This is a genomic window from Butyrivibrio sp. XBB1001 (assembly GCF_000424505.1).
GTDB lineage: Bacteria > Bacillota > Clostridia > Lachnospirales > Lachnospiraceae > Butyrivibrio.
In genome coordinates, this window is the sequence record NZ_AUKA01000015.1 from 37,220 (window position 1) to 61,103 (window position 23,884).

A 23,884-nucleotide genomic window follows, 5' to 3' on the forward strand; every position below is an offset into this window, starting at 1 on the left:
GATTGGAGAATATAACATGAACACACAGGTTGAGATAGCAGGAGTAGAATTCAAAAATCCAGTAATGGTGGGATCTGGGACCTTTGGATCCGGAGTAGAATATTCAGAATTTGTTGATCTTAATAAGCTGGGCGCAGTAGTAACCAAGGGAGTTGCAAATGTGCCATGGCCAGGAAACCCAGTACCAAGGGTGACAGAAGTTTATGGTGGTATGTTAAATGCCATTGGGCTTCAGAATCCGGGAATAGATGTTTTTGTGGAAAGAGATCTTTCTTTTTTGAAGGATTATGATACGAAAGTTATTGTAAATGTCTGCGGAAAGAGCGTTGAGGATTACCTTGAAGTTGTAGAAAGACTTGGGGATGAGAAGAGAGTTGATATGCTGGAGATCAACGTTTCCTGCCCTAATGTCAAAGAAGGTGCTATTGCCTTTGGCCAGAACAAGGATGCGCTTTTTGACATTACTTCCAGAATTAAAAAGGTTGCAAAGCAGCCAGTAATAATGAAGCTAAGCCCTAATGTTACAAGTATTTCAGAGATGGCCAAGGCGGCAGAGGCAGCAGGCGCAGATGCCATCTCGCTTATAAACACTATCACAGGCATGAAGATAGATATCCATAAGAGAAAATTTGCTCTTGCAAATAAGACCGGAGGAATGTCAGGCCCAGCAATCAAGCCGGTTGCGGTCAGAATGGTCTACGAAGCATCCCATGCAGTCAACATTCCTGTTATTGGAATGGGTGGAATAGCAAATGGAGATGATGCTATCGAGTTTATCATGGCAGGTGCTACAGCTGTTGCAGTTGGAGCCATGAATTTCCATGATCCTTACACTACAATGAGAGTTGTAGAGGGCATTGAAAGCTACATGAGAAGATATAATGTAGAAGATATCAATGATCTTAGAGGATGCGTTGAGTAAAAAAAAGGATGTAGGCTGCATATCTACAAATAAACGCAAAGAAAAAGGGAGCGCGGTAAAGCACTCCCTTTTTGATTACTAGCAACCTTTATTCAGTTACTGTCTTCCCTGTCAGCTCATCGAATCCCTTCATTACTGCACTGTAGGTTTGCTCAGAAATATCCGGGAGCTTTCCGCCCCAGGTCTTTTCTGCCTGCGCATAACCCTTTTCGAAGGCCGCTCTCATGCTCTCGAGCTTGTCAGGATCGTCTCCGGCCAAGGCTTTGGCAAAGTCCAGAATACGTTCTGAGGTCTGCTTGACACCCCAGTAACCGTTTTCGGAAATGTCTTCCTGTGCCTGAGCTTTTGTGGCTGCATCTACGGTAAAATCACCCTTTGCAAGGAAACTCCAAATGGAGTCATCGGGATTGTCAGAATTGGCAATTCCATAGTTCTTGGCCTGTTTGCCCATCATTTTATGGACAATGTCCAAAAGTTGCTGCTGACGAATGGCATCATCTGCCTTCATCTGCTGGATGATCTTGGCCCGTTCCGCTTCTTTGGAGGAAACAGTGCTAGTTTTAGAACTATCATCTGATTTCTCGTATACGGCGGCAGCCTCCTGTTTGACCTTAACTTCTTCGTCTTTCTTTTTTTCTTCAACAGAATTAGGATTGACTGATGAAGCATAGGTCGTTGCGATGTTGTTAGTAACCTCGGTAACTCCGTTTACGCCCATATAGAACTCCTTTTCCGCGAGGCTTAAACTACTTCGCTTGAAACGAAACAATAGTTTACCTATCTAGCCTATCGGCTATTTTTCAAAAAACTTTAGAGTTAAAACAAAATTTTTTCAATTTTTTTGTATTTTTTTTCTTGAGTTTGATAATTGCTAGTGAGAAGATGTAAGGGAAATGATGCGGCAAGATTTTATGCGCATTTTCAAATTATTAAAACTGAAAACGGGGATTATTCATGAAATTAGAAAAGAATGCATTTGCAAAGATCAACCTGGGACTGGATGTCACAGGGAAAAGAGATGACGGATACCATATAGTCCGCATGATAATGCAGAATGTAAATATATATGACACACTGACTTTTGAAGATAATGATACTGGAAAAATAATTCTGACAGCCAATTCTCCCAAGATTCCTACTGATGAGTCAAATCTTATCTGCAAAGTCGCAAGACAGCTCCAGAAAGAGTTTGGTATTACCAGGGGAGCCAATATCGACCTGGTAAAAAGAATTCCAGTTGCTGCGGGAATGGCTGGAGGCAGCACTGATGGAGCAGCAGCTTATGTGGCTTTAAATGAACTATGGAATCTTGGACTAGATAAAAAGAAAATGTGTGAACTGGCAGTCAGCCTTGGAGCAGATATCCCATATTGCATAATGGGAGGAACTGCTTTGGCAGAGGGAATAGGTGAGGAGCTTACTACAATTCCTGATATGCCTGATTGTCAGCTGGTTGTGGTAAAGCCTGATATCGATGTATCCACAGGCTGGGTTTACAAGGAGCTTGATAGCAAAGAAATAGAGAATCATCCTGATATAGATGGTATTAGAAAGGCAATTGAACAAGGCAATCTCAAAGAGATGTGTTCACTTATGGGTAATGTCCTTGAACCAGTAACAGCCTCCAAATATGAAGTAATAGGTAAGCTGGAAGCTCTTTTGACAGAGAATGGAGCTGTTAAGGCCATTATGACAGGAAGCGGCCCAACAGTATTCGGAGTTTTTGATGATGGTGGTAACGCCAAGAAGGCTTACAATGCTATCTGTAGAAGTAATCTGGCTTTGCAGATCTTTTTGACAGAGCCAATTAATCCAAATAAATAATGCATATTAACATCAAAGGGGTATGCGCAGCCCGAAACCTTGCGCATGAGGAGAGTATTATGAGAAGAAATGTAGATGTTAATGTTACGGGTATCCATTCAAGGCCAGGAGAGCCAACGGAAAAGATTATTACTACATCCAGAGGTTTTTATGAGAACATGGATGATGGCAGGCGACTGGTGGAATACGATGAGGAGCAGGATGCAGGAAACGGCGTGGTCAAAGTCCACAATAAGGTCTTTATTGCTTCAGATGGAAAGAGTATGGAGATCATAAGAGGTGGAGAGACCAAGAATCGCCTGGAGTTTGGCGAACAGCTTGAATATGATACCGAGTATCTGACGCCCTATGGGGCAATGACCATGAAGGTGGTCACAAACAGTTTTGACTTTAATTCAAGCCACGAAGAGGAGGCAATGAAGGTCATTGCAGAATATGCCCTTGAAATGGAAGGTCAGGTTTTATCAGATTCCATGATAATAATAGAAATAAAAAATGCTGAGGCAGGTTAAACTGTCTCAGCATTTCCGTATCTTACAGATAAATTATTTGACCATCTTGGCGCCGGCCTTTTCCTGAGCCTTAGCAATAAGGTTCTTGAAGAAGCCCTTCTTTTCTTCCTGAACAGGGCCCTTATTAGCTCTAAGTCCCTTGACTTCAGTAACGTAGATTCCACTTACGGAAGCTTTAACTTCCTTTTTAACTGGAACCTTGTCGAAAATTTTCTCATCACAGATAAGACTCATAACTCTGTTACCAACTCTAACCTTGAGAATTGGAAGCTTGGATCTTCTAAGAAGCTTAGGAGTCTGATCAATAACAGCCTGTGGAAGGCCTGCTTCATTAAGTTTCATTCTCTTCTTGTCAATTATCAGCATGCTGACTGTCTGCTTCATGGCATCCAGCTGAACCTGCTGTTCTTCCTGCTTCTTCTGAGCTTTTTTTCCAAAAATAACAAGTGCAACAATCGCAGCAATTAAAATAACTGCAATGACAATAGCAACAATAAGTCCTGTACTCAAAGATAAATCCTCCAAACTAACTAATAATGCCAACTCCCGAAATTAAAAAACTGTTAAATTTCTGTGGCTGTGAACAGAACATATTGTAGCATTCTTTGTCTTTTAAGGCAATAAAATACTTTAATATAAGATAAAGGTGTGGTAGTATAAGTAATATTGTTTTTTAGTATGGAAGCAGTATATACATTTAAGGGTTACGAAGGAGTAATATTATGAAGAAGAAAATAGCAGTGCTACTTGCGGGAGTAATGGTGTGCACTATGTTTACAGCCTGTGGCAAGGATGCAGGAAGCGATGCAGCTAATGAAGAGATAAGTGTTAATGAGGAAGCACTTGCTTCTGCTGCAGCTGACGTTTCAACAGATGGAGAAGACACAGGTCTTACAATTGATTTTGATAATCTTGAGACTTCTACACTTCAGGATATCAAGGCTTCAGATCTTGTTACACTTGGAGAGTACAACGGTATCACAGTTGAGGCAACTCTTGGTGAGGTTACAGAAGAGGATGTTGCGGGCTATATCGAGAACATGAAGTCTTCAAATCCTCCTATGATCGATGTTACAGACAGAACTGTTCAGGATGGAGATACAGTTAATATCGACTATGTTGGTAAGTATGCTGATACTAAGGAGGCTTTTGATGGAGGTACAGCCAATGGTGCAGATCTTGTGATTGGCTCTAACTCATACATCGAGGGCTTTGAGTCAGGACTTGTTGGAGCAGAGATTGGTGAGACACGTGATCTTAACCTTACATTCCCAGCAGATTACGGCGCTGAGTCACTTGCTGGCAAGGAAGTTGTGTTCACAGTAACAGTTAACAGTATCAAGGTTGCTGCAGATGATATTTCAGATGAGTGGGCAGCAGGCCTTGGCATTGCCGATGTTACTACTATTTCTGAACTTGAGGCATATGCTAATAAGACTCTTACAACACAGGCTGAGGATACATACAAGTCAACAATTGAGAATTCAGCTGTTCAGAAGGTTTATGATTCTTGTGCATTTGGTGATATTCCACAGACACTTATAAACAGATACCTTAAGCTTCAGAAGCAGATGCTTGATTATCAGGCAACAATGTATTCATACTACTATGGTCAGCAGCTTTCAGCTTCAGATCTTATTTCTGTTTACATGAATAACGAAGGTTTCGTAGGAACTGCTGATGACTATCTTCAGAGTATTTCTACAGATATGGCCAAGCAGTACCTTATGTTCCAGGCAATTGCTGATGAGCAGGGTATTACTATAACAGATGAAGATATTGATACTTATCTTAAAGAGGCTTATGAGAATGCTTCTACTACATCTTTCAGCTCATATGAAGAGTACAAGGCTTCTCTTGATCTTGAGACATACAGAGAGGGACTTATGGCTGACAAGGCTGTAGAGTTTATCGTTAATAATGCTAATGTAGTTGCTGCACCAGTTGAAGCTACTACAGAGACATCTGCCGAGGCATCATCTGAGGCTTCTGTAGATGCCGCAGCTGAGAGTTCATCAACAGTTGCTGAATGATCAGGCAATTTTGATAAATAAGCTATTTAATAGCAATTAGAAAACTAAGGAGAGAAAAGATGAGAACTAAAATTAAAGAGCTGTTCAGAAATACTTCTGAATTTGCTTCCAAAGAAGTGACCATCTGCGCTTGGGTACGTACTAACCGCGCACAGGCACAGTTTGGATTCCTTAACGTAAATGACGGTTCATTTTTTGAAAATCTTCAGGTCGTTTACGATCAGGAACTTAATAATTTTGAGGACATCTCCAAGATAAGAGTTGGTTCCAGCGTCAAGGTCAGTGGAAAACTGGTACTTACTCCAGATAATAAACAGCCTTTTGAAGTAAAGGCAACAGCAGTTGAACTTCTCGGTGACTGCCCAGAGAACTATCCAATTCAGCCAAAGCGTCATACAAGAGAGTACCTTCGTACTGTGGCTCATCTTCGTCCACGTACAAACCTCTTTAGCGCTGTTTTCCGTATCAGAAGTGTTGCTGCAATGGCAGTTCATACTTACTTCCAGGATAGAGGATATCTCTATGTACATACTCCTCTTATCACAGGCGCTGACTGTGAGGGATCAGATCAGATGTTTAAGATCACTACCTTCAACATGAATGATCTTCCAAAGACTGAGGATGGCAAGGTGGATTTCAGCAAGGACCTCTTTGGCAAGCAGTCTTTCATCACTGGATCAGGACAGCTTCAGGGCGAGACATTCGCTATGGCTTTTGGTGATATCTACACATTTGGTCCTACATTTAGAACAGAGAACTCTAATACTCAGACACATGCCAACGAGTTCTGGATGATTGAGCCTGAGATGGCTTTCTGTGATCTTCAGGGACTTATGGATATCGAAGAGGAAATGCTCAAGTTCGTAGTTAAGTATGTTTGTGACAAGTGTCCAGAAGAGATTGATTTCTGTGACAAGTTCGTATCCAAGGGACTCAAGGACAAGCTTAACGCTATCGTAAACGCTGAGTTTACACGTATCAGCCATCATGATGTTATCGACATTCTCAAGAAGGCTGATGTTAAGTGGGAGTTCGAGCCAGACTACGGCGAGGATATTGCTAAAGAGCATGAGAAATACATTGTTGATTACTTCAATGGTCCAGTATTTGTAACAGACTGGCCCAAGGATATCAAGGCATATTACATGAAAGTCAACCCTGACAACAAGACAGTTGCAGCTGTAGACCTTCTTGTTCCACAGGCTGGAGAGCTTATGGGTGGTAGCCAGAGAGAAGAGAACCTCGACAAGCTTATCGAGAGAATGGATGAGATGGGCGTAGATAAAGAGGGTATCGACTGGTATCTTGACACTAGAAGATACGGCGGCTGCATCCACAGTGGCTTCGGTATGGGCTTTGAGCGTCTTATCATGTACTTAACTGGAGTTGAGAACATCCGTGACGTAATTCCTTATCCTAGAACACCTAGAAACTGTGAATTCTAATTTATTAGGGCACCCCGCGTGGGTGCCCTTTTGATTGTGCTCCGCTAAGGATGCGCATACTGTTCTATATGGCTTTGTTGTTGAAACTGATTTTGGGATGTCATAATATATACTTAGGGTATTTTTTAGCAAAAGCCTAAAATAGAGAGGACAAGGGGGATAGGTATGAAAAAAAGGAAACATATTCTTTTTAGAATAATAGCTATAGCTCTTGTTATGTCTTTTTTCATGGCGGAGCCAGCAGCAGTATATGCCAAGACTAGTGAGGAACTAGAGGCTGATCAGAAAAAGCTTGAGGAAGAAGAAAAGAAGCTTGAGAAGCAAAAAAAGGATCTGGAAAAGCAAAAGACCGATAGTCAGAATAAGTTAAATAATGCAAACAGCCAGATAGGAACCATCTCAGAAGCCCAGGGTGAAACTCAGGAAGCTATTGATGAGACAAATGGTGAGCTTGTAGGACTTATGGCTGATATTGAGCTTATCAAGGAAGATATATCCGCCAAGGAAAAACTGATTGAGCAGACACAAAAAGAGTATGACGCTGCCAAGGCACAGGAAGAAACTCTCTATGCAGCAATGGTTCAGCGTGTTAAATATATGTATGAAAAAGGTGATTTTTCATATGTTCAGATTCTTTTGACGGCAACTAGCTATTCAGATGCTCTTAATAAGGTGTCTTACGTAGAGCAGCTGTATGAATATGACAGGACTAAACTTGCGGAATACGTAGCGGCCAAGAAAGCAGCAGAGGCCTATGGTATACAGCTTGAGGCTGAGAAGTCTGAGCTTGAAACATCCAAGTATGAGCTGGAGGAAGAGCAGAAGTATATGGAAGAGCTGTTGGCCCAATATAAGGCTAAATATGCTGATTATGAGGTCAAGCTTGCCAAGGCCAAGCAGGACGCAGCAGTATATACAGCTCAGGTTAAGAGCCAGCAGTCCAGCATTGCGAGCCTTCAGAAGCAGATTGAAGCCAAGCAAAAAGAGGTGGATGCAGCCAAAAAGGCTACCAATGATGCCAAGGCTGCAGAGCAGACTGCAAGCGCACAGACGGATGGAAACGGAGATGGCTCAGGATCTGGTTCCGGATCTGGAAGTTCAGGTGGAAACTCTGGCGGATCCAAGAGCTATGCAGCTCCAGGCAGTCTTTCCGGAGCTAATATTGCAAGCTACGCATGTCAGTTTGTAGGTAATCCTTATGTACCTGGTGGAACAAGCCTTACAAACGGAGCAGACTGCTCAGGATTTGTACAGTCAGTGTATAAGGCCTTTGGAGTATCGGTACCTCGTACATCATGGGCACAGGGAAATTACGGAAGAGAAGTTTCGTATTCAGATGCACAGCCAGGTGACGTTATCTATTACGGCGGACATGTTGGAATATATATAGGCGGTGGGCAGATTGTACATGCTAGCACGCAGAAGACTGGAATCAAGTATTCACCTGCAACTTACAGATCAATCATTACGGTTAGGAGATTTATTTAAAGAGATCTTGCTTGAAATTATCGACATTGGAAGTGATTATCACAGTATTTGTGAAATAAATTTCAGACATATTTTGATGAGATTGTGATATTATGCTAGTGTGCTGAGGTAATAAAAATTTACCCAATTGCTTATATTTAATTAAAGATGAGCAAGTCAGCGCATTAAGACAGTTTATATATATTTAGACTGAGTTATGGTATTATGTGAGAGATTGCTTTGAATATCTTTGAGCAATCGGAATTTGTTAGTAGTTTTTCTATAATATTGGAAAGGTAGATATTTAATGGCGGCAGAGGAAAAGGTTATAGTCATTGACTTTGGCGGGCAGTACAACCAGCTGGTGGCACGAAGAGTCAGAGAATGTAACGTGTACTGTGAGATTTATTCATACCGTACACCAATTGATCAGATCAAAGCGATGAATCCTAAGGGAATCATCCTTACAGGAGGCCCAAATTCCTGCTATGAAGAGGGAGCACCTACTTATACCAGGGAACTTTTTGAACTTGGAATACCGGTTCTTGGACTATGCTACGGCGCTCAGCTTATGATGCATGTTCTGGGAGGCAAGGTTGAGAAAGCTCCAGTTCGTGAGTATGGCAAGACAGAGACTTTCATTGATGGTTCCAAGGAAGCTCTTTTTGCAGGAGTTGAAGACAAGACTATAGTCTGGATGAGCCATTTTGACTATATCAGCAAGGTTGCTCCAGGATTTGAGATTATAGCTCATACAGCAGATTGTCCTGTTGCTGCTGCGGCCTGCGAAGAAAAGAAGCTCTATGCTATCCAGTTCCACCCCGAGGTACTTCACACCGTTAAGGGTAAAGAGATACTTCATAACTTTGTGCGCGGAATCTGTCAGACAGCTGGCACATGGCGCATGGATTCCTTTGTTGAGAACACAGTTAAGGAAATCCGAGAGAAGGTCGGCGATGGTAAGGTTTTACTTGCTCTTTCCGGCGGTGTCGACTCATCTGTATTGGCAGCTCTTTTAGCCAAGGCTATTGGTAAGCAGCTTACATGCGTGTTTGTAGATCATGGTCTTCTTCGTAAGAATGAGGGAGATGAGGTTGAGGGCGTATTTGGCCCTAATGGTAATTTTGATATCAATTTTATCCGTGTTAATGCGGCAGATAGATACTACGCTAAGCTCAAGGGTGTAGAAGAGCCTGAGCGCAAACGTAAGATAATCGGTGAAGAGTTCATCAGAGTATTCGAGGAAGAAGCCAAGAAGATTGGAACAGTAGACTTCCTTGCTCAGGGAACTATTTATCCAGATGTTGTAGAATCAGGACTTGGCGGCGAGTCAGTTGTGATCAAGTCACACCACAACGTTGGCGGACTCCCGGATTATGTTGATTTCAAGGAAATTATCGAACCACTTCGCTCATTGTTCAAGGACGAGGTTCGTAAGGCTGGACTTGAACTTGGCCTTCCTGAATATCTTGTATTCCGCCAGCCATTCCCAGGTCCAGGCCTTGGAATTCGTATAATAGGCGAGGTTACAGCTGAGAAGGTTCGAATCGTTCAGGATGCAGATTATATCTATCGTGAGGAACTTGCAAATGCTCATAAAGAGGGCATTTGTCCAAAGCTTCCTGACCAGTATTTTGCAGCCCTTTCCAACATGCGCTCTGTCGGTGTAATGGGTGATGAGCGTACCTATGACTACGCAGTAGTCCTCCGCGCTGTAGAGACCATCGACTTCATGACTGCTGAGGCTTCTGAGATTCCTTTTGAAGTATTGCAGAAGGTGATGAGCAGGATCATCAACGAGGTCAAGGGCGTTAACCGCGTAATGTACGACCTTACAAGTAAGCCACCAGGAACTGTGGAATTAGAATAAAATAACGAGTGTTATTGTAATGGGCCCTGGAAGCGCATATACGCGACTTCTAGGGCTTTGTTGTTATACTGGCTGAATTCGTCAGAGTCTAATCCTTAAGGCATAACCGTATGGGAATCAATACGGTTAGAAATCTCTTTACTTTTTTTCTGTGTTGTTATATATTGTCACTTGTATTTCAAGATAGTTCTTTTCAAAGTTCGTTTTGAAATGGCTGTTCTTTCTGGGACAGCTTGGTAATTCCCATAATAATAGATAAAGAAGGGGCAAAAGAAGACGGCTTACGTGAGCAGTGGCTTTTTTGAGCTACTATTCGCGTATTGACATGCATGATATTCATGGCATCTACGTGAGATGTTGCTCTTGATTCTTGTGGTCCACGTAGAAATAAGTAGATATCTGGAAAATTTACGTGAGGAAGGGCCGGTTAACAAGAGTGTATCACGTAGAATGCCTGAATATCAGTGCAGCACTACGTGATAATAGTCAAAAGATAAAGTAGAGTCACGTAGATCTGAAAAAGGAGTTTGGTGATGCAGGATTACAAGGAAGAATTGGAAAAACAAATACAGGAGATAGATGCTCTAATAACCCAAATTGATAAGAAGGCGTTAAGGGTAAAAAGCCTGAACAATTGTGGTATTGCAATAAGTAAGAGTAACGGGAAAGACCAGTATTACTGGGTAGACAAGCTTGCACAAAAGCGGAAGTATGCGAGAATCGAAGAAATGGACAAGCTGAAGAAGGTGGCACAGCGAGATTATGAAACGCTACTTAAAAAGAAGCTTGTAAAAATCAGAAATGATATTTGGGAGTTTTTAAAGCTCTATGATATAAAGTCACTTGAAAATGTGTATATGGGCATGGCAGATGCAAGGAAAAAGCTTGTTACACCGATCATTGAACCTCTGGAAATATATGTTGAGAATTGGAAGAAAGAAATCTACGAGCCGATGGGAATTAATGAAAGTGTTACAGAGTTTTTTTCAAACAATGGAATAAGGGTAAGATCAAAATCTGAGCTGATAATAGCCAATATGCTGGAACAAAGTGGTATTCCATACAGGTATGAATACCCACTTGCACTTAAGGGCATGGGAGCTGTAAGACCAGATTTTACATGCCTTAATATCCGAACTAGAAAGGAATATATCTGGGAACATTTTGGAATGATGGATAACATAGCTTATGCAAACAAGAATATAGTTAAGATAGAGGCATATGAGCAAAGTGGATATTTTCTGGGGAAAAATATGATCATGACATTTGAGACTTCTCAACATGCCATCAGTTCTAATATAATAAAGGCTATGATTAAAGAATATCTAGTTTAGCAGGTTATGGCGCAATTCAACTTGAGGGATAAATGTCCATATAAAATGCCGGGAGGATAGCAGTTTTGGAAGATTACAGTAAACAACATAAGAAAGCCTGAGTTTACAGCGATAGCAATAAAGCGGTGAGTAAAGTTTTGTTATAACCGTTCTTTCTATATGAAGCTGCTGGGGTGGCTGTTATCATTCTTTTTGTAAGGCGCCGATACAAGTAACAGGAAATAAGCAGATACGAAAGGATGATAAAAATGAACAGAGATATTTTTATTAAAAACCTGACCGGAGACCGGATAGAGATGAGCCCCAAGGGAAGATGTGCTAATGAACTTTCCGTGGAAGAGTTTGAAAAAGGATATGAGAAGTTTTTCGAAATGATCTTTGAGATTGCCGATACGGATGTTTCCTCCATAACCGGATATGGGGAATTCAACGAAGACAATAAAGCCCCCTTTGCCACATTCGAGGAATTTGTCCGTGAGACCTTTAACGAGGATCAGGAGGGCTACTGGCACAACTGGACGCAGATGTTTGAGACGACGTTTCTCAAGAAGGACTATTTCGACAAGATCTACGCGAAGATCATGCAGTATGCACCCTACTGCGAGGGGCAAAGGTTCCTTGCAAACAACAACACCTTCTTCGTCAACATGATCGTCGACGATGCAGGCAAAGCATACTGCGCAGACTGGGGACGTGCCGGCATCATGGACTTCCTTATGGATTTTGCAATCCTCGATTTGAATAAGCCCTATCTCCTGGTTCCGGAAAAACTGTATGAGTATGCAAAAAGAAATAATATAGATATAAAAAACTATAAGGAACGTTTTCTGTGCATGGCGTATTTTAAGGGACTGCACACACTCATGTGGCATGCTTCCATCGACGATCTGGAGTCCTGTGAGTCCATTACCAGATCCATAAACGAATTGGAAGAGCGCATGAACAAACTGGTCTGATCAAAAATGAAATATGAAAATGCCAAGGATATTCTCCCCGCAAGTCTTTTGAAAGAAGTGCAAAAGTATGCGGAAGGAAAAGCTATTTATATACCCAAGTGCGAAAAAACTAAAGGCTGGGGAGAAGCATCCGGATATCGTGAAAAACTGAATAAGAGAAATGCCCTCATCTGCAGCAGATATGCTGCAGGTGCCGGCATCGTGGAACTGGCTGAAGATTTCTACCTGTCTCCGGAATCAATCAAAAAGATCGTATATGGTAAGAAGATAAAGCTTCCCGTGTATTCCCCGAGCATTTACTCTGCAAAGCAGTATTCGGATGCAGGCGTAGGTGAAGAATGGGTAAGGATATATCTGGAGAATGGAGGACTGGAAACACCTGACGGGGAGGAGTTTTTCCTGTCTGAACTGGTAAAGATACCCCTTCGGCTTATAGAAGATGATGCAGATGTGATCATAAATAAAAAATCGGATGGATACACAGATGTACCGTTGATCGCTCTATTTGAGGGACACAGATTCAGAAGTTACTGTGGAGAAGAAAATCTTGCTTTGCTGAGAAAGGAAAAGAAGAACGCTCACTGGGCTTTTATTTTCGTGAGCCACAAGGAGTACAGTTACTATCTTAACAACTTCGGCAAGCAGTTTCAGAGAGGAACATAATTACCTGGAAAAAAGCGTGGAGGAATGCGTATTGACAAATGTTTTAGAGAAGGCAAAAGTCATTTATGATTTAGAGAATTATGAGTTTGAACAAGTGGGCGGACATGACGGCGGAAGAAACCTCGTCTATGTCTGCAAACAAGAGGAAGAAAAGAAATGCGTATTAAGAATATCCGCGCTTGGTGACAGGACGATGGAGGAATATGAGGCAGAGACGGAATTCGTGCATTACCTTGCGAAAAACGGTGCATCCGTCGCGGATGTGATTCCTTCGAGGAGCGGAAAACTCGTGGAACGCATGCAGGTAAAACCTTCGGTGATCGGTTTAAGCGAGGCTGCTGATGGAGCAGAAGGGGATGCGGAATGCTTTGTATCTTTGTTTGCGTATGCTAAAGGAATCCTTCTCAGCAAAAACGGATATCATTACAGAGATGGGGCACCGCTTTCCGAGCTGTTTTACAACATGGGAAAGACCATCGGAGCGATTCACAGGCTCTCGAAGCAATATCGGCCGATACACCAAAGGCAACAATATTTTGACAAGTACAACATGGAGTATGTCGATAAGGTGATCCCTGATGCTTATGCGGAGCTGAAGGCGGCCATTGCGGATCGCCTGGAGAGGTTCAGGACGCTCCCCGTGGATCCGGAGAGCTATGGCCTTGTACATTTTGATTTCAGCGACGGGAATTATCACGTGGATTTCAGTGACGGCGCAATTACGACCTTTGATTTCGACAATTGCATCTATTGCTGGTACATGTTTGACCTTGCACATCTTTGGACGCATGGCGTTGGCTGGTGTCAGTGGATGCCGGACGGAGAAAATCGCCTGGCCTACATGAATGAAGAGTATTTTGCGACCATTTTAGAGGGTTACCGGAGTGAGACAACGGTTTCCGAGGAGCTGTTGGAAAAGCTTCCGCTCTTTATCGACATGGTGCTGATCGAAGGCATTGTGGACGAGTTTGAGGGCGCCGCCAGGGAAGGTGAGGAGCCGGACCCGGAGGACGTGGAAGATTACGTAAAGTGCCTGATGGAAGCCATTCCATACGCAGGCATAGGAGTAGACTTAAAAAGGTCTTGTTAAGCTAATGAATAGCTTAGCAAGGCCTTTTCAATCTTGAGACCGTAACGATCTCCAATAGCAAAGAGCGTATGTTTAAGTCCGGTGAAAGAGTCGATATCAGGAACCTTCAGGGCATTAGGTTCGATTGATAGTGACGGGGGTGTGCCACGCTTCAGTTATATGTCATTAATGAAAAAACATATCTATGAGGATTCAGTAACATTTGGTATAGTAAATTTTGTATGCACTTGAGTAAGTTGATGCGTTTGTGCAAGTCGGCTTGCACTTTTATACTCAGATGATTTGCGGGACAGTGTCCCGTAAATGCGAGGGAGGGATGCTTATGATGGAAAACTAAATAGGATTGATGGAATGACATTAGTACGTGGGGAAGAAGTCCCAAATGGAGTTTTTCACCTTGTATGCGAAATTATAGTAAGACATGTCGATGGTACTTATTTGCTTATGCAAAGAGATCCCAGAAAACATCTGGGCGGAATGTGGGAAGCCACGGCAGGAGGGTCTGCGCTTCAGGGAGAAGATCCGATGACCTGTGCATTAAGAGAACTTTCTGAAGAAACAGGGATTATAGCGGATAAGCTTACGGAAGTCGGCCGTGTGTTACATCACCTACATAAATCAATATATGTAAACTATCTGTGCGAGACAGATGCTGATAAAAATAGTGTGGTATTACAGGAAGGTGAAACATCGGCATATAATTGGGTTACGGCAGAAGAACTACGCTCAATGCCCCGCAATGAACTGGCAACACAGAGGATGCTTAATTTTATTGAAGAACTGAAATGAGGGACGGAATATGTTAAAACATAAGCTAATAGAGCAAACTGAAGATTTTTTGAAAAAGGCTTTTGAGGATTCTTTATATCTGAACGCTGAGGAGCATTTATCGGGCAAAAAATATCGGTTAGAGCATACCTACAGGGTGGCCAATATAGGTCTTGAGATTGCGAGAAAAGAAGGATTTGATGAAACAGAGATGGTAATAGCCTGCTTGCTTCACGACATTTCGTATTGTGAGGATTTCGGAGAGAACGGCTGGATCGAACATGGAAGACGGGCAGCGCAACTGGCTCGCCCATTTCTCGCGGGGCTGGGCCTGCCAGAAGATCGAGTAAACGATATCTGCTATGGAATAGCTATTCATGTAGATGACAAAGCAGATTTTGAAGGAGAAAGAACGCCTTTTGCGCTTTCTGTGGGTGATGCTGACAATATCGATCGCTTTGATGTTTACCGCATTCATGAGATTCTCAGTCATGACGGCTTTCTTGGAATGGAATACGAACAAAAACGTGATTACGCCCAAAAGCGTCTTGAAAAGCTTCGTGAGATCATAGATATGCCTTTGGGAACGAAAGCAGCAGAGGAACTTTGGAAATCCCGTCTGTCTTTCTACATACAGTTTTTTGAAAAACTTGTCAGCCAGATAGAAAACAGTAAAAGAATTAAATAGAACATAAGTAACAGACCTTGAAAAGGACTAACGAGGCTCCTTTCCAAGGTCTGTTCTAAATGAACTGGTGACAAATTGTAACCAGTTGAAAATGAAAGCTCAGGATGGGAAAATGAGGTTGACAGATGTTGCTAATGCGGAGCAGCTGCCGGAGAAGCAAGAACTGCTGTTGAAAAGAGAACCGGCAAGCCTGTAATAACCAGCAAGAACGCAAATGAATTACAGAACCTGGTCACCGGTTTGATAGAGGATATCGGAAAATCCGATGACCAAGAAGACAATAATAAAGATTCATAAATCAGTTTTCAAGATTTTTAAGAAACTCTTTTACATCAGCACAAAATTCCTGAGGAGCAGCCATATGTGCGTCGTGTCCACATTTATCGATCACATACATATGCTTTTGAGGCGCTGTTATTGCATCATAGTATTCCGTGGTCTTGTCAGTAGGGCATACCCAGTCCTCTGACCCTGAAATAAAGCAGACTGGAACATCGTAGTCTAAAGAGTCCTCGTAAACACTAAAGCTCATGACTGTGTCAAACAAAGGCTTGTTAAGCTCTACAAAACTACTTATATTGCCTAACTGCTTTGAAAACCATTTTAGATCATCTATGTTTGCATAAGGCGAAAACAATGCTAGCCCTACCTGACCTGACTCTTTTTCCACAGGATGATACTTGGATGTGTGATTTCTCAATGCTATAAGTGTTGGAATTCCTGGATCTGCACAAAAATCCTTGAAAGCATTGTCCATATCTGTAGTGTCATCTCCCGCCAGCTTGGCCTTAGAAACAGCATCGTGGTAACTGTATATATCAGCATCTTCCAGGGAAACAAGCTGCTCAATTCCGATATATGCCAATACCTTGTCGGGGTGCTGTTTCACATAAGTACTCCCTAGTGCAGTACCATAAGAATGCCCCATTATTATCACTTTATCCTGGCCAAATCTATCACAAGCATATGTAACAAGGGCATCTAGATCCTCAAGCGCCTGATCAAAGGACACCGTCTCATTGCTTGGGTCTTTATCTATATTTCTATAATATGTCCTTCCACATCCTCGCTGATCCCAGCCAATAAAAGTGTATTCATCAGTAAGATAATCAGAAAAACAATAAGTTATGAAAGTATCTGGTCCTGCCGGCCCTCCATGAAGATATATGACTACAGGATTAGAGTTATCCACTCCCATCATCATTACATACTGCTTCTGACCATTTATATCTATGTAAGTAGTCTTATTGACACCGTCTTTATACATGATCTTGTGATGTGCATAATTAAAGCCCCTGAGTATCACTATGGCCAAAATGCACACGAGAATTATTGCTGCAATAGCTATTACTATAAATTTTAATATTTTAAGCAGAATGTTTTTAAGTGTTTTCATGTTGTTTCCTGTTCCTTTAGTGCTTCTCTAACTCAAAAGCATAATCATCCAATTCCGTACATTGACTTCTGCTCCTTGGTCATTTCGATTCCCTGCAGAAGGCCCTTGGTTTTATCAATAAGTTCATCTACTGTGTAACGCTTGAAATATCCAACCTGTGTTTCGCTAGATGAATCTTCATAGCCGTATACAATAAATGCTTCTGTAGAGACGTCATAACCCAAGCACGAAGGAATAGCTGCTATCTCAGTCCAAGTGTCAAGTTCGAAGACATCCATAAAACCTCCTGCATATGCAAAGAGAAGGTTATTTTCTGCGTCAACAACTATCTTGTCATTACTCGTTCTAGAACCATTTGAGTACGCTGAAAGATCACTTTTGCCGATAAATTCGCCTGTTTCGACGGAATATCTGTATAGAGAACCGTTTTTATATGCAACTATCAAAAGAGCCTGTGAATCCTGAGGATTATAGAAATCCATAACAAGTGGCACCAGATTCATGCAGGAAATCTCTTTTACAGATTCTCCTTCACTATTTATCAGAACAATAGTATGGTCGTCACTAAATGCAAATAAATCTGATGCAGGATCATAGGAAGATAGTGTTGTGCCATTCCAGTTTTCAGGAAAATGAATGGTTTTTATATCACCAGTAGATGCATTTACTAGTACGTCAATTTCTTTAAACTGTAAATAAACAGTATCTAACTCAGGAAAGTAATTGAGGTTTTTAAAATATTTGTTTTCAAGGCCGGAGATAGGAGTAACGGCAACTTGATTATCTGTAACATCTATTACTCCTATACCAGGTATTTCCTCCGATGAGTCATAATAGACTATCTTTGATCCATACATGACAAAAGATTCCAGTTTAAAAGAGCTATCTAAACTCTTAAACTGTTCAGGGGTGCGTTTTTTTACATCCTTGGTCAGGATATTGATATTAAATATCTTTGTTAATGTGTCACCATCTTCTTTAACGTTTCCAACAATAAAAAGATTGTTGTCGTACTTTCCAAGTATGTTACAGTCGTAAGAGGAAAGGCCTTCTAGCACTACACTACCAAGATATTTCTTTTCATCGATGTCATATAAGTGCAGAAGCGAGTTATCACCATCACCATTGACTATAAGTGCCAAAAGTGAATCATCCATATAGCGGCAGTCATCACTTATATATCCAAACTTTGGTGAGTTTTCAAAGAGCTGAAACTCTTCATCATATACTTTATTGGCATAGTAGGTAATGGAAGGACTGAGAGTCTGGTGTGTATATGCACCGCTCCTTGTCAAGGCAGCACTAGACAGGTCATCGCTGAATCTTTCGTAGATGCCAATTCCTGATGTGGAAAGTCCATCCTTTTGCATGGCAATGTTTCCCTCTTTTGTTACATAGCAAGGAATGCCATCGTTATCGTTATCACTTGCATCTATGATCGAGTCGCCAGTGTTGTCTCTAGCAATAAGCTCACCTGTTTCTGAATCCCAGATTTCACAAATGTTTCCAGAAAAATAGGCAACGGAGCCATTTGCCATGGGAAGAAAGCCGGAGTTGAACATAACATTGTTACAGACAAAATCATTCTCCCAAATGGTAGAAAGATCTTCTGAATTACAACAGTATATTTGGGTGTGATCCTCTGTTACATAAGTGTAGTTGTACATGCGTGTACTACTGTCTAAGGAGCCTTTTGACATATCCCAGCAAGAGATGTAAATGTTGTCATTGATCCATTGGATATGATTAGCCAAATACTGGTCTAGCGGCTTTTCTATAGTTTCTTCTGAGAGAAGATCATATTCAAATAAACTGTATACGGTATTACGGTTATCATCATACTGACTGGTAGCCAGGGCAAGCCTATTACCATCATCAGATAGTGCGTAGCTTGAACAATACTTATCAGCGCTAATGGAATCACGGGCTTCTTCAAAGATATATTTATCACTTAAAAGAGAGCCATCATTTATGTTAAATTCCAATATTTCACTTTTAAAATTACAGGCGATAAAGCTTTCATTAGAGCGCTTTAGGTAGGAAGCATCTGCAAAACTGCGATTAGTGTATTCATAGTTCCAGCGTTCGCTACCGTCTGCAAAATCGTATACAGAAAAACTGTGATCTCTGGCCACTATGAGAGTTGATGGGTCAAAGAAAAAGAAGTTACTTGTCTCATCATCAGTCTTGATTGTACGTAGAAGTTCCTTGTGAGTTTTTGTATCCCAGGCCATTACAACTCCGGAGGAATCCTTAGCAGCAAGGACAGTCTCGTCTGATGAGAGTTGAAATTTGTTTATATTTCCTGGCATCTGATAGTCCCAGGCAGCAGCCACGTTGGTTCCGGAAGGAGCCACATAAGCATATGAAGAATCAGTGATTGCCTTAAGCGCTTCGGGCGTAACTGGCATATCGTCATTTTCATCCTGAGGAAGAGCAGCAAGAGCGAGCTGCATAGCTTCAATCCTATTTTCGTTTGCAAGCTGTTTGCCAGATTCGTTGGAAAGGTATCTGGACTGGTTTTCCAGAGAGTGGATATAGTTTTTGTGGATAAGTCTGCTGGTGTAAAGAGTATATCCAGCAAAACCAATAACAAGGGCCATAGCAGCTGCAAAAATAGCTGATAGTCTTCGAATCTTGTACTGACGCTGTCTGTTCATTAGTTCATCGTAGGAACAGCCAATGAGAGTTGCAACCAGACGTGGAAGCTCCTCTGATCTTGCTTTTTTAATGGGAAGCCTGTAATCGCAGGATAAGGGCTCAAGCGGAACTTCTACTGTTTGTGAATTACCATTCTCGTCCTGAAGAGTCTTTTTATCTGATAAAAGAATTTGCGGAATAACTTCAAATGGTTCTCCATCCGCTAGGACTGTAAGAATTTGATTCTTAGTGTGATTCTTAAGGAAAGTCTCTATCTCTTTTTCTACCCAGGTGGATTTTCTGGTGTTAGTTGAGCAAATAACTATGAGATACTCAGAATTTTCCAGAGCGCTTGAAATGGTATCGTTAAGATCATTGGTAATAGGAAGCTCATCTTTGTCCCTGAAAATACGGTCAATTCTCCTGCGCCCAGTGGATTCCTGTATGTTTTGTGGAATATGAAATCTTTCAAGGCCTTTAATGATCTCCTCTGCAATCTTATTGTCTAATTCTGCGTGTTTGTAGGAAATAAACGCATTGTAATGGTTTATCATAGCCTGATTCCTTTCAAAATAATGACCTGATAATGATAACACAAGGAAAAGAGTTTATAAATTCTTAACTCTATTTAATAAAGCGTTAATAGTTATGGTACATAAAATGGTGTAGCATATTTATCAGTGAAAAAATGTTTCACAGGATTTCACAATTTTCTTATGACGGAGGGACGATAGTATTATGAAAAGGCGGTTTGTAAGAAAGATGTTTGCAATGATCGTTACAGGAATCATGGCAGCAGCTTTGGTTACAGGGTGTGGAAGTGAGACGGCTCTTGAGGGGGAGTCGGCTACTGAAACAGCCATCGAGGATACTTCAGTTGCTTTGTCTGACAGCGTAGAGGGGACGGATGGTCAGGCAGAGGCAGCAGAAAACGAGATGGTTGCTCCTTACTTCAAGAAAGGCGTTTACGTAAACTATTCTGCAGAAGCAGAAAATCCACCAAAAACCTATTTCTATGTTTTCAATACCGATGGGTATGGTAGAACAGAAGATGGCGCCAATGATGGCATTGGTCTTCCATTTGACTGCACACAGGCAGGAGGAAAGGTTAATTTCTTCTTTGGTGGTGCTGATGAGAAACAGGAAGTATTCATCATAACTAGCGTTGAGAAGGGCGTTGTTAAAGGATATTTCGAAGGTGCCGAGGATCGCGAGTTGGTATTTGAGCCAGTTGCTGATGCCGATCCAGACACATTTATGGCTGTAAACTACCTGAGCGATGGGGAATATGTTTATAGAGATGCAAACGGATGGAGCATCAAATATGATCCAAATTGCTTTGACATTACACAGGACGGACCAATGGTTTCAATCGTATACACTGGAGAGTGCGCTGGAACTAATATGGTGCTTGTGACTTATGATGTTGAGCATAGCGGCAAGGCTGCTCGAGATGAGAGAGTTCAGTCTTGGGGCGAAAAAGCTACATCTCAGGATTCTATTTTCCCAGGAACAGAGGATGTTACAGGTTACTGGGCTATGCTTCCTCCTGAAGAGGATGGATCAGGAATGTATATGACATCAGTGTCAAGAGATTACATGGATGGTTCACTTACATTTGAACTTACAGGACATAACAGCGGAGATGAGATGGCGGATATGGAAGTTTCAGACCGCATGGCTATGATCATTGATTCACTTCAGTTTGATTCTGCGCAGTGATTGCAGCCAATGAGCCAGAATATTTGGTAATTTTAGAAGTGATTTGCAAGATTAGTATGTAAAAGAGATATGTTTAGCAGGGTTCAGAAGTTAAAAGAGACGGTTTTTTATTAGGGGTAAAGTTTTCATACGTATAAAAAAGTCTGGAGATTTGCGACAAACGCACAAGTCTCCAGACTTTTTGCTTTATTTCAGACTGAACATATACTGTATCATCGTTAATGGTTTATTTATGTTCTGGGAAAAATTATCATAGTTTTAATAGAATTATTATCACTTCCCTATTGATTTATTATTGAACATAGGTTAATATCATTAAACGGTAATTGATTATTCTAGGTCAGTTTCCGCAGTCAATTATATATGAAGTTCTCTTATTCAGAGTGGTGGAGGTACATAGGACCGATGAAGCCACGGCAACCCCTTGATCATTCAGGAAGGTGCCAACCTGAGCGTGCAATTCCAGTTATGGACTACGAGCAATAAGAGGATCTGAAACGTCAATCAGTTCCGCTTGTTTGTGCACGCAACAAGCGGATTTTTTTGCGGGTTAAGTCAGAGATATCCGAATCTGTCTTAACGAAGCAGCTAAAAAGAAAGGAAAGAATATGGATAAGTTTATTTTCACATCAGAATCAGTTACAGAAGGACATCCAGACAAAATCTGCGATAACATTTCTGACGCTATCCTTGATGCCTGCATGGAGCAGGACCCAATGAGCCGTGTAGCTTGTGAGACAGCTACATGTACAGGCTTTGTTCTCATCACAGGTGAGATCACAACAAAGGCTCACGTTGACTATGCTAAGATCGCACGTGAGACAATCAAAGAGATTGGCTATGATGATTCAGCTAAGGGCTTTGATGGCAATACATGTGCAGTACTCGTAGCACTTGATCAGCAGTCAGCTGATATCGCTATGGGTGTTGACAAGGCTCTTGAGGCTAGAGAGAACCAGATGACAGATGAGCAGCTTGAAGCCATCGGTGCTGGTGACCAGGGTATGATGTTTGGTTACGCTACAAACGAGACAGAAGAGTACATGCCATACGCTATCAGCCTTGCACACAAGCTTACCAAGAAGCTTACAGAAGTTAGAAAGAACGGAACTCTTCCATACCTCAGAGCAGATGGAAAGAGCCAGGTTTCTGTTGAGTACGATGAGAACGGCAAGGTTAAGAGACTTGAAGCTATCGTTATCTCAACTCAGCATGATGAGAAGGTTACACAGGAGCAGATCCACGCAGATATCAGAAAGTACGTTATCGATGCTGTAGTTGATCTTGCACTTGTTGATGACAATACTAAGATCTATATCAACCCAACAGGACGTTTCGTTATCGGCGGACCTCAGGGTGATGCTGGTCTTACAGGACGTAAGATCATCGTTGATACTTACGGTGGAGCAGCTCGTCACGGCGGCGGTGCTTTCTCTGGTAAGGACTGCACAAAGGTTGACCGTTCTGCAGCATACGCAGCAAGATACGTTGCCAAGAATATCGTAGCAGCTGGACTTGCTGACAGAGCAGAAATCCAGATCTCATACGCTATCGGTGTTGCACAGCCTACATCAGTTCTTGTTGATACATTCGGAACAGGTAAGGTTTCTGATGAGAAGCTTACAGAGGCAGTTCGTAAGGTATTTGACCTTCGTCCAGCTGGTATCATCAAGATGCTCGACCTTCGTCGTCCTATCTACAAGCAGACAGCAGCTTACGGCCACTTCGGACGTAACGACCTCAACCTTCCTTGGGAGCAGACAGATAAGGTTTCAGAGCTTCAGGCAGCAGTACAGTAATTGTTAACTAAAGCGCATTTTATAATCCCGCTGATTTGTATAAATTAGCGGGATTATTATGCGTAAAAATGGAAAGTGTTGCGAACGCAACATATTACCAAATGACTTTGTATAAAAAATGTAACAAAGAATTACAGTGCAAAATAGCACTGATGATCATAGATGTAAATTATTGTTTATGTAAGAGGAGAATTAGAAATGAAAAGAGCAAACGCACAGGATATGAACATGATGCTGGATGGAATGTTACTTCCAGGAGATGCCTATAACGTAAAGGTTTTTGCACAGATTATTCCTACAAGCCCAATTTATTATCTTACAATGTGTGGTGGAGCACTTGGAGCACTTATAGGTGGCCTTTTCCAGGATGAGTTTGGTTCAGCAAGATTACACAACGCATACATTGGATTCACAAATAACTCAATGAATTTTGCAGTTCTTGATGATTGGCATATTGACAAGTTCGCATTGGCCAAGACATTTAGCCTTGCAGATATCACAAAGGTTAATTTTACTGATAAAATGGTTGCTTTCCAGGCTACAATCTGGTTTGGTAAAAAGAAGGTTCGTATTTCTATTCCTAAAAAGGTTAGAAAGACAGATCTTGCGCAGCAGGCAGATTGCATTGCAGTTATCAAGGACTACCTCACACAGGTAAAGAATGCAATAAAGGCTCAGAAGAAAGCTGCATGATGTAAAAACAAAAGACTTCAAAAATATAGATAGTAGAAAAGCTACAAAAAAGGAGTTTTCGC

The 23,884-nt window shown here is 41.6% G+C and carries 20 protein-coding genes and 1 riboswitch; of the genes, 16 read left to right on the plus strand and 4 right to left on the minus strand.

Annotated elements, in window-relative coordinates; genetic code table 11:
- The first annotated feature begins 16 nt into the window (after positions 1-16).
- Positions 17-922, plus strand: coding sequence for a dihydroorotate dehydrogenase (locus G631_RS0112395; RefSeq protein ID WP_026489726.1), 906 nt, complete (start codon positions 17-19; stop codon positions 920-922).
- Between the two features lie 88 nt (positions 923-1,010).
- Here G631_RS0112395 and G631_RS0112400 read toward each other — a convergent pair whose 3' ends face one another.
- The gene (locus G631_RS0112400; protein ID WP_026489727.1) at positions 1,011-1,640 is read right to left on the minus strand and encodes a hypothetical protein; all 630 of its coding nucleotides are present in this window, start codon (positions 1,638-1,640) and stop codon (positions 1,011-1,013) included.
- A gap of 236 nt (positions 1,641-1,876) precedes the next feature.
- Here G631_RS0112400 and ispE point away from each other — a divergent pair, with 236 nt between their 5' ends.
- Entirely contained in the window at positions 1,877-2,746 is an 870-nt protein-coding gene (gene ispE / locus G631_RS0112405) for a 4-(cytidine 5'-diphospho)-2-C-methyl-D-erythritol kinase (protein ID WP_026489728.1), read from the plus strand.
- A 59-nt stretch (positions 2,747-2,805) separates the two neighbouring features.
- The gene (locus G631_RS0112410; RefSeq protein ID WP_026489729.1) at positions 2,806-3,258 is read left to right on the plus strand and encodes a DUF1934 domain-containing protein; all 453 of its coding nucleotides are present in this window, start codon (positions 2,806-2,808) and stop codon (positions 3,256-3,258) included.
- Positions 3,259-3,291: 33 nt separating this feature from the next.
- On the opposite strand, the gene G631_RS0112415 is transcribed toward G631_RS0112410, so the two are convergent.
- Positions 3,292-3,768, minus strand: coding sequence for a hypothetical protein (locus tag G631_RS0112415; RefSeq protein WP_026489730.1), 477 nt, complete (start codon positions 3,766-3,768; stop codon positions 3,292-3,294).
- Between the two features lie 212 nt (positions 3,769-3,980).
- On the opposite strand from G631_RS0112415, the gene tig reads away from it, so the two are divergent.
- From tig to G631_RS0112465, 10 genes are all read left to right on the plus strand, one after another.
- Entirely contained in the window at positions 3,981-5,291 is a 1,311-nt protein-coding gene (gene tig, locus G631_RS20320) for a trigger factor (RefSeq protein ID WP_026489731.1), read from the plus strand.
- A gap of 59 nt (positions 5,292-5,350) precedes the next feature.
- Positions 5,351-6,736 carry an asparagine--tRNA ligase gene (gene asnS / locus G631_RS0112425; protein WP_026489732.1) on the plus strand — a complete coding sequence of 462 codons (1,386 nt, stop codon included), beginning with the start codon at positions 5,351-5,353 and terminating at the stop codon, positions 6,734-6,736.
- Positions 6,737-6,901: 165 nt separating this feature from the next.
- Entirely contained in the window at positions 6,902-8,224 is a 1,323-nt protein-coding gene (locus tag G631_RS0112430; RefSeq protein ID WP_026489733.1) for a C40 family peptidase, read from the plus strand.
- Between the two features lie 286 nt (positions 8,225-8,510).
- Positions 8,511-10,073 (plus strand): glutamine-hydrolyzing GMP synthase, encoded by a 1,563-nt coding sequence (gene guaA / locus G631_RS0112435; protein WP_026489734.1) that lies wholly within the window; start codon positions 8,511-8,513, stop codon positions 10,071-10,073.
- A gap of 533 nt (positions 10,074-10,606) precedes the next feature.
- Positions 10,607-11,407, plus strand: a complete 801-nt coding sequence (locus tag G631_RS0112440; protein WP_026489735.1) for a hypothetical protein — start codon at positions 10,607-10,609, stop codon at positions 11,405-11,407.
- A 248-nt stretch (positions 11,408-11,655) separates the two neighbouring features.
- Positions 11,656-12,363: a hypothetical protein gene (locus G631_RS0112445; protein ID WP_026489736.1), complete on the plus strand. Its 708-nt coding sequence runs from the start codon at positions 11,656-11,658 to the stop codon at positions 12,361-12,363.
- Between the two features lie 6 nt (positions 12,364-12,369).
- Positions 12,370-13,026, plus strand: a complete 657-nt coding sequence (locus G631_RS21530; protein ID WP_330365709.1) for a CD3324 family protein — start codon at positions 12,370-12,372, stop codon at positions 13,024-13,026.
- Positions 13,027-13,057: 31 nt separating this feature from the next.
- Positions 13,058-14,116, plus strand: a complete 1,059-nt coding sequence (locus G631_RS0112455; protein WP_196803864.1) for a phosphotransferase enzyme family protein — start codon at positions 13,058-13,060, stop codon at positions 14,114-14,116.
- Between the two features lie 351 nt (positions 14,117-14,467).
- The gene (locus tag G631_RS0112460; RefSeq protein ID WP_242829103.1) at positions 14,468-14,905 is read left to right on the plus strand and encodes an NUDIX hydrolase; all 438 of its coding nucleotides are present in this window, start codon (positions 14,468-14,470) and stop codon (positions 14,903-14,905) included.
- A gap of 10 nt (positions 14,906-14,915) precedes the next feature.
- A complete protein-coding gene (locus tag G631_RS0112465) occupies positions 14,916-15,572 on the plus strand; it encodes an HD domain-containing protein (protein ID WP_026489739.1) in 657 nt (218 codons plus the stop codon).
- 298 nt (positions 15,573-15,870) lie between these two features.
- Here the strand turns inward: G631_RS0112465 and G631_RS0112470 are convergent, their stop codons facing one another.
- On the minus strand, positions 15,871-16,968 hold the full coding sequence (locus G631_RS0112470; RefSeq protein WP_026489740.1) for an alpha/beta fold hydrolase: 1,098 nt from the start codon (positions 16,966-16,968) through the stop codon (positions 15,871-15,873).
- A 44-nt stretch (positions 16,969-17,012) separates the two neighbouring features.
- On the minus strand, positions 17,013-20,162 hold the full coding sequence (locus tag G631_RS0112475; RefSeq protein WP_026489741.1) for a TIR domain-containing protein: 3,150 nt from the start codon (positions 20,160-20,162) through the stop codon (positions 17,013-17,015).
- Positions 20,163-20,346: 184 nt separating this feature from the next.
- Between G631_RS0112475 and G631_RS0112480 the strand changes: the two genes are divergently transcribed.
- From G631_RS0112480 to G631_RS0112490, 3 genes are all read left to right on the plus strand, one after another.
- On the plus strand, positions 20,347-21,330 hold the full coding sequence (locus G631_RS0112480) for a hypothetical protein (protein ID WP_026489742.1): 984 nt from the start codon (positions 20,347-20,349) through the stop codon (positions 21,328-21,330).
- A 371-nt stretch (positions 21,331-21,701) separates the two neighbouring features.
- Positions 21,702-21,819, plus strand: a riboswitch (SAM riboswitch).
- Between the two features lie 119 nt (positions 21,820-21,938).
- On the plus strand, positions 21,939-23,129 hold the full coding sequence (gene metK / locus G631_RS0112485) for a methionine adenosyltransferase (protein ID WP_026489743.1): 1,191 nt from the start codon (positions 21,939-21,941) through the stop codon (positions 23,127-23,129).
- Between the two features lie 198 nt (positions 23,130-23,327).
- The gene (locus tag G631_RS0112490) at positions 23,328-23,822 is read left to right on the plus strand and encodes a hypothetical protein (protein ID WP_026489744.1); all 495 of its coding nucleotides are present in this window, start codon (positions 23,328-23,330) and stop codon (positions 23,820-23,822) included.
- The last annotated feature ends 62 nt before the right edge of the window (positions 23,823-23,884 follow it).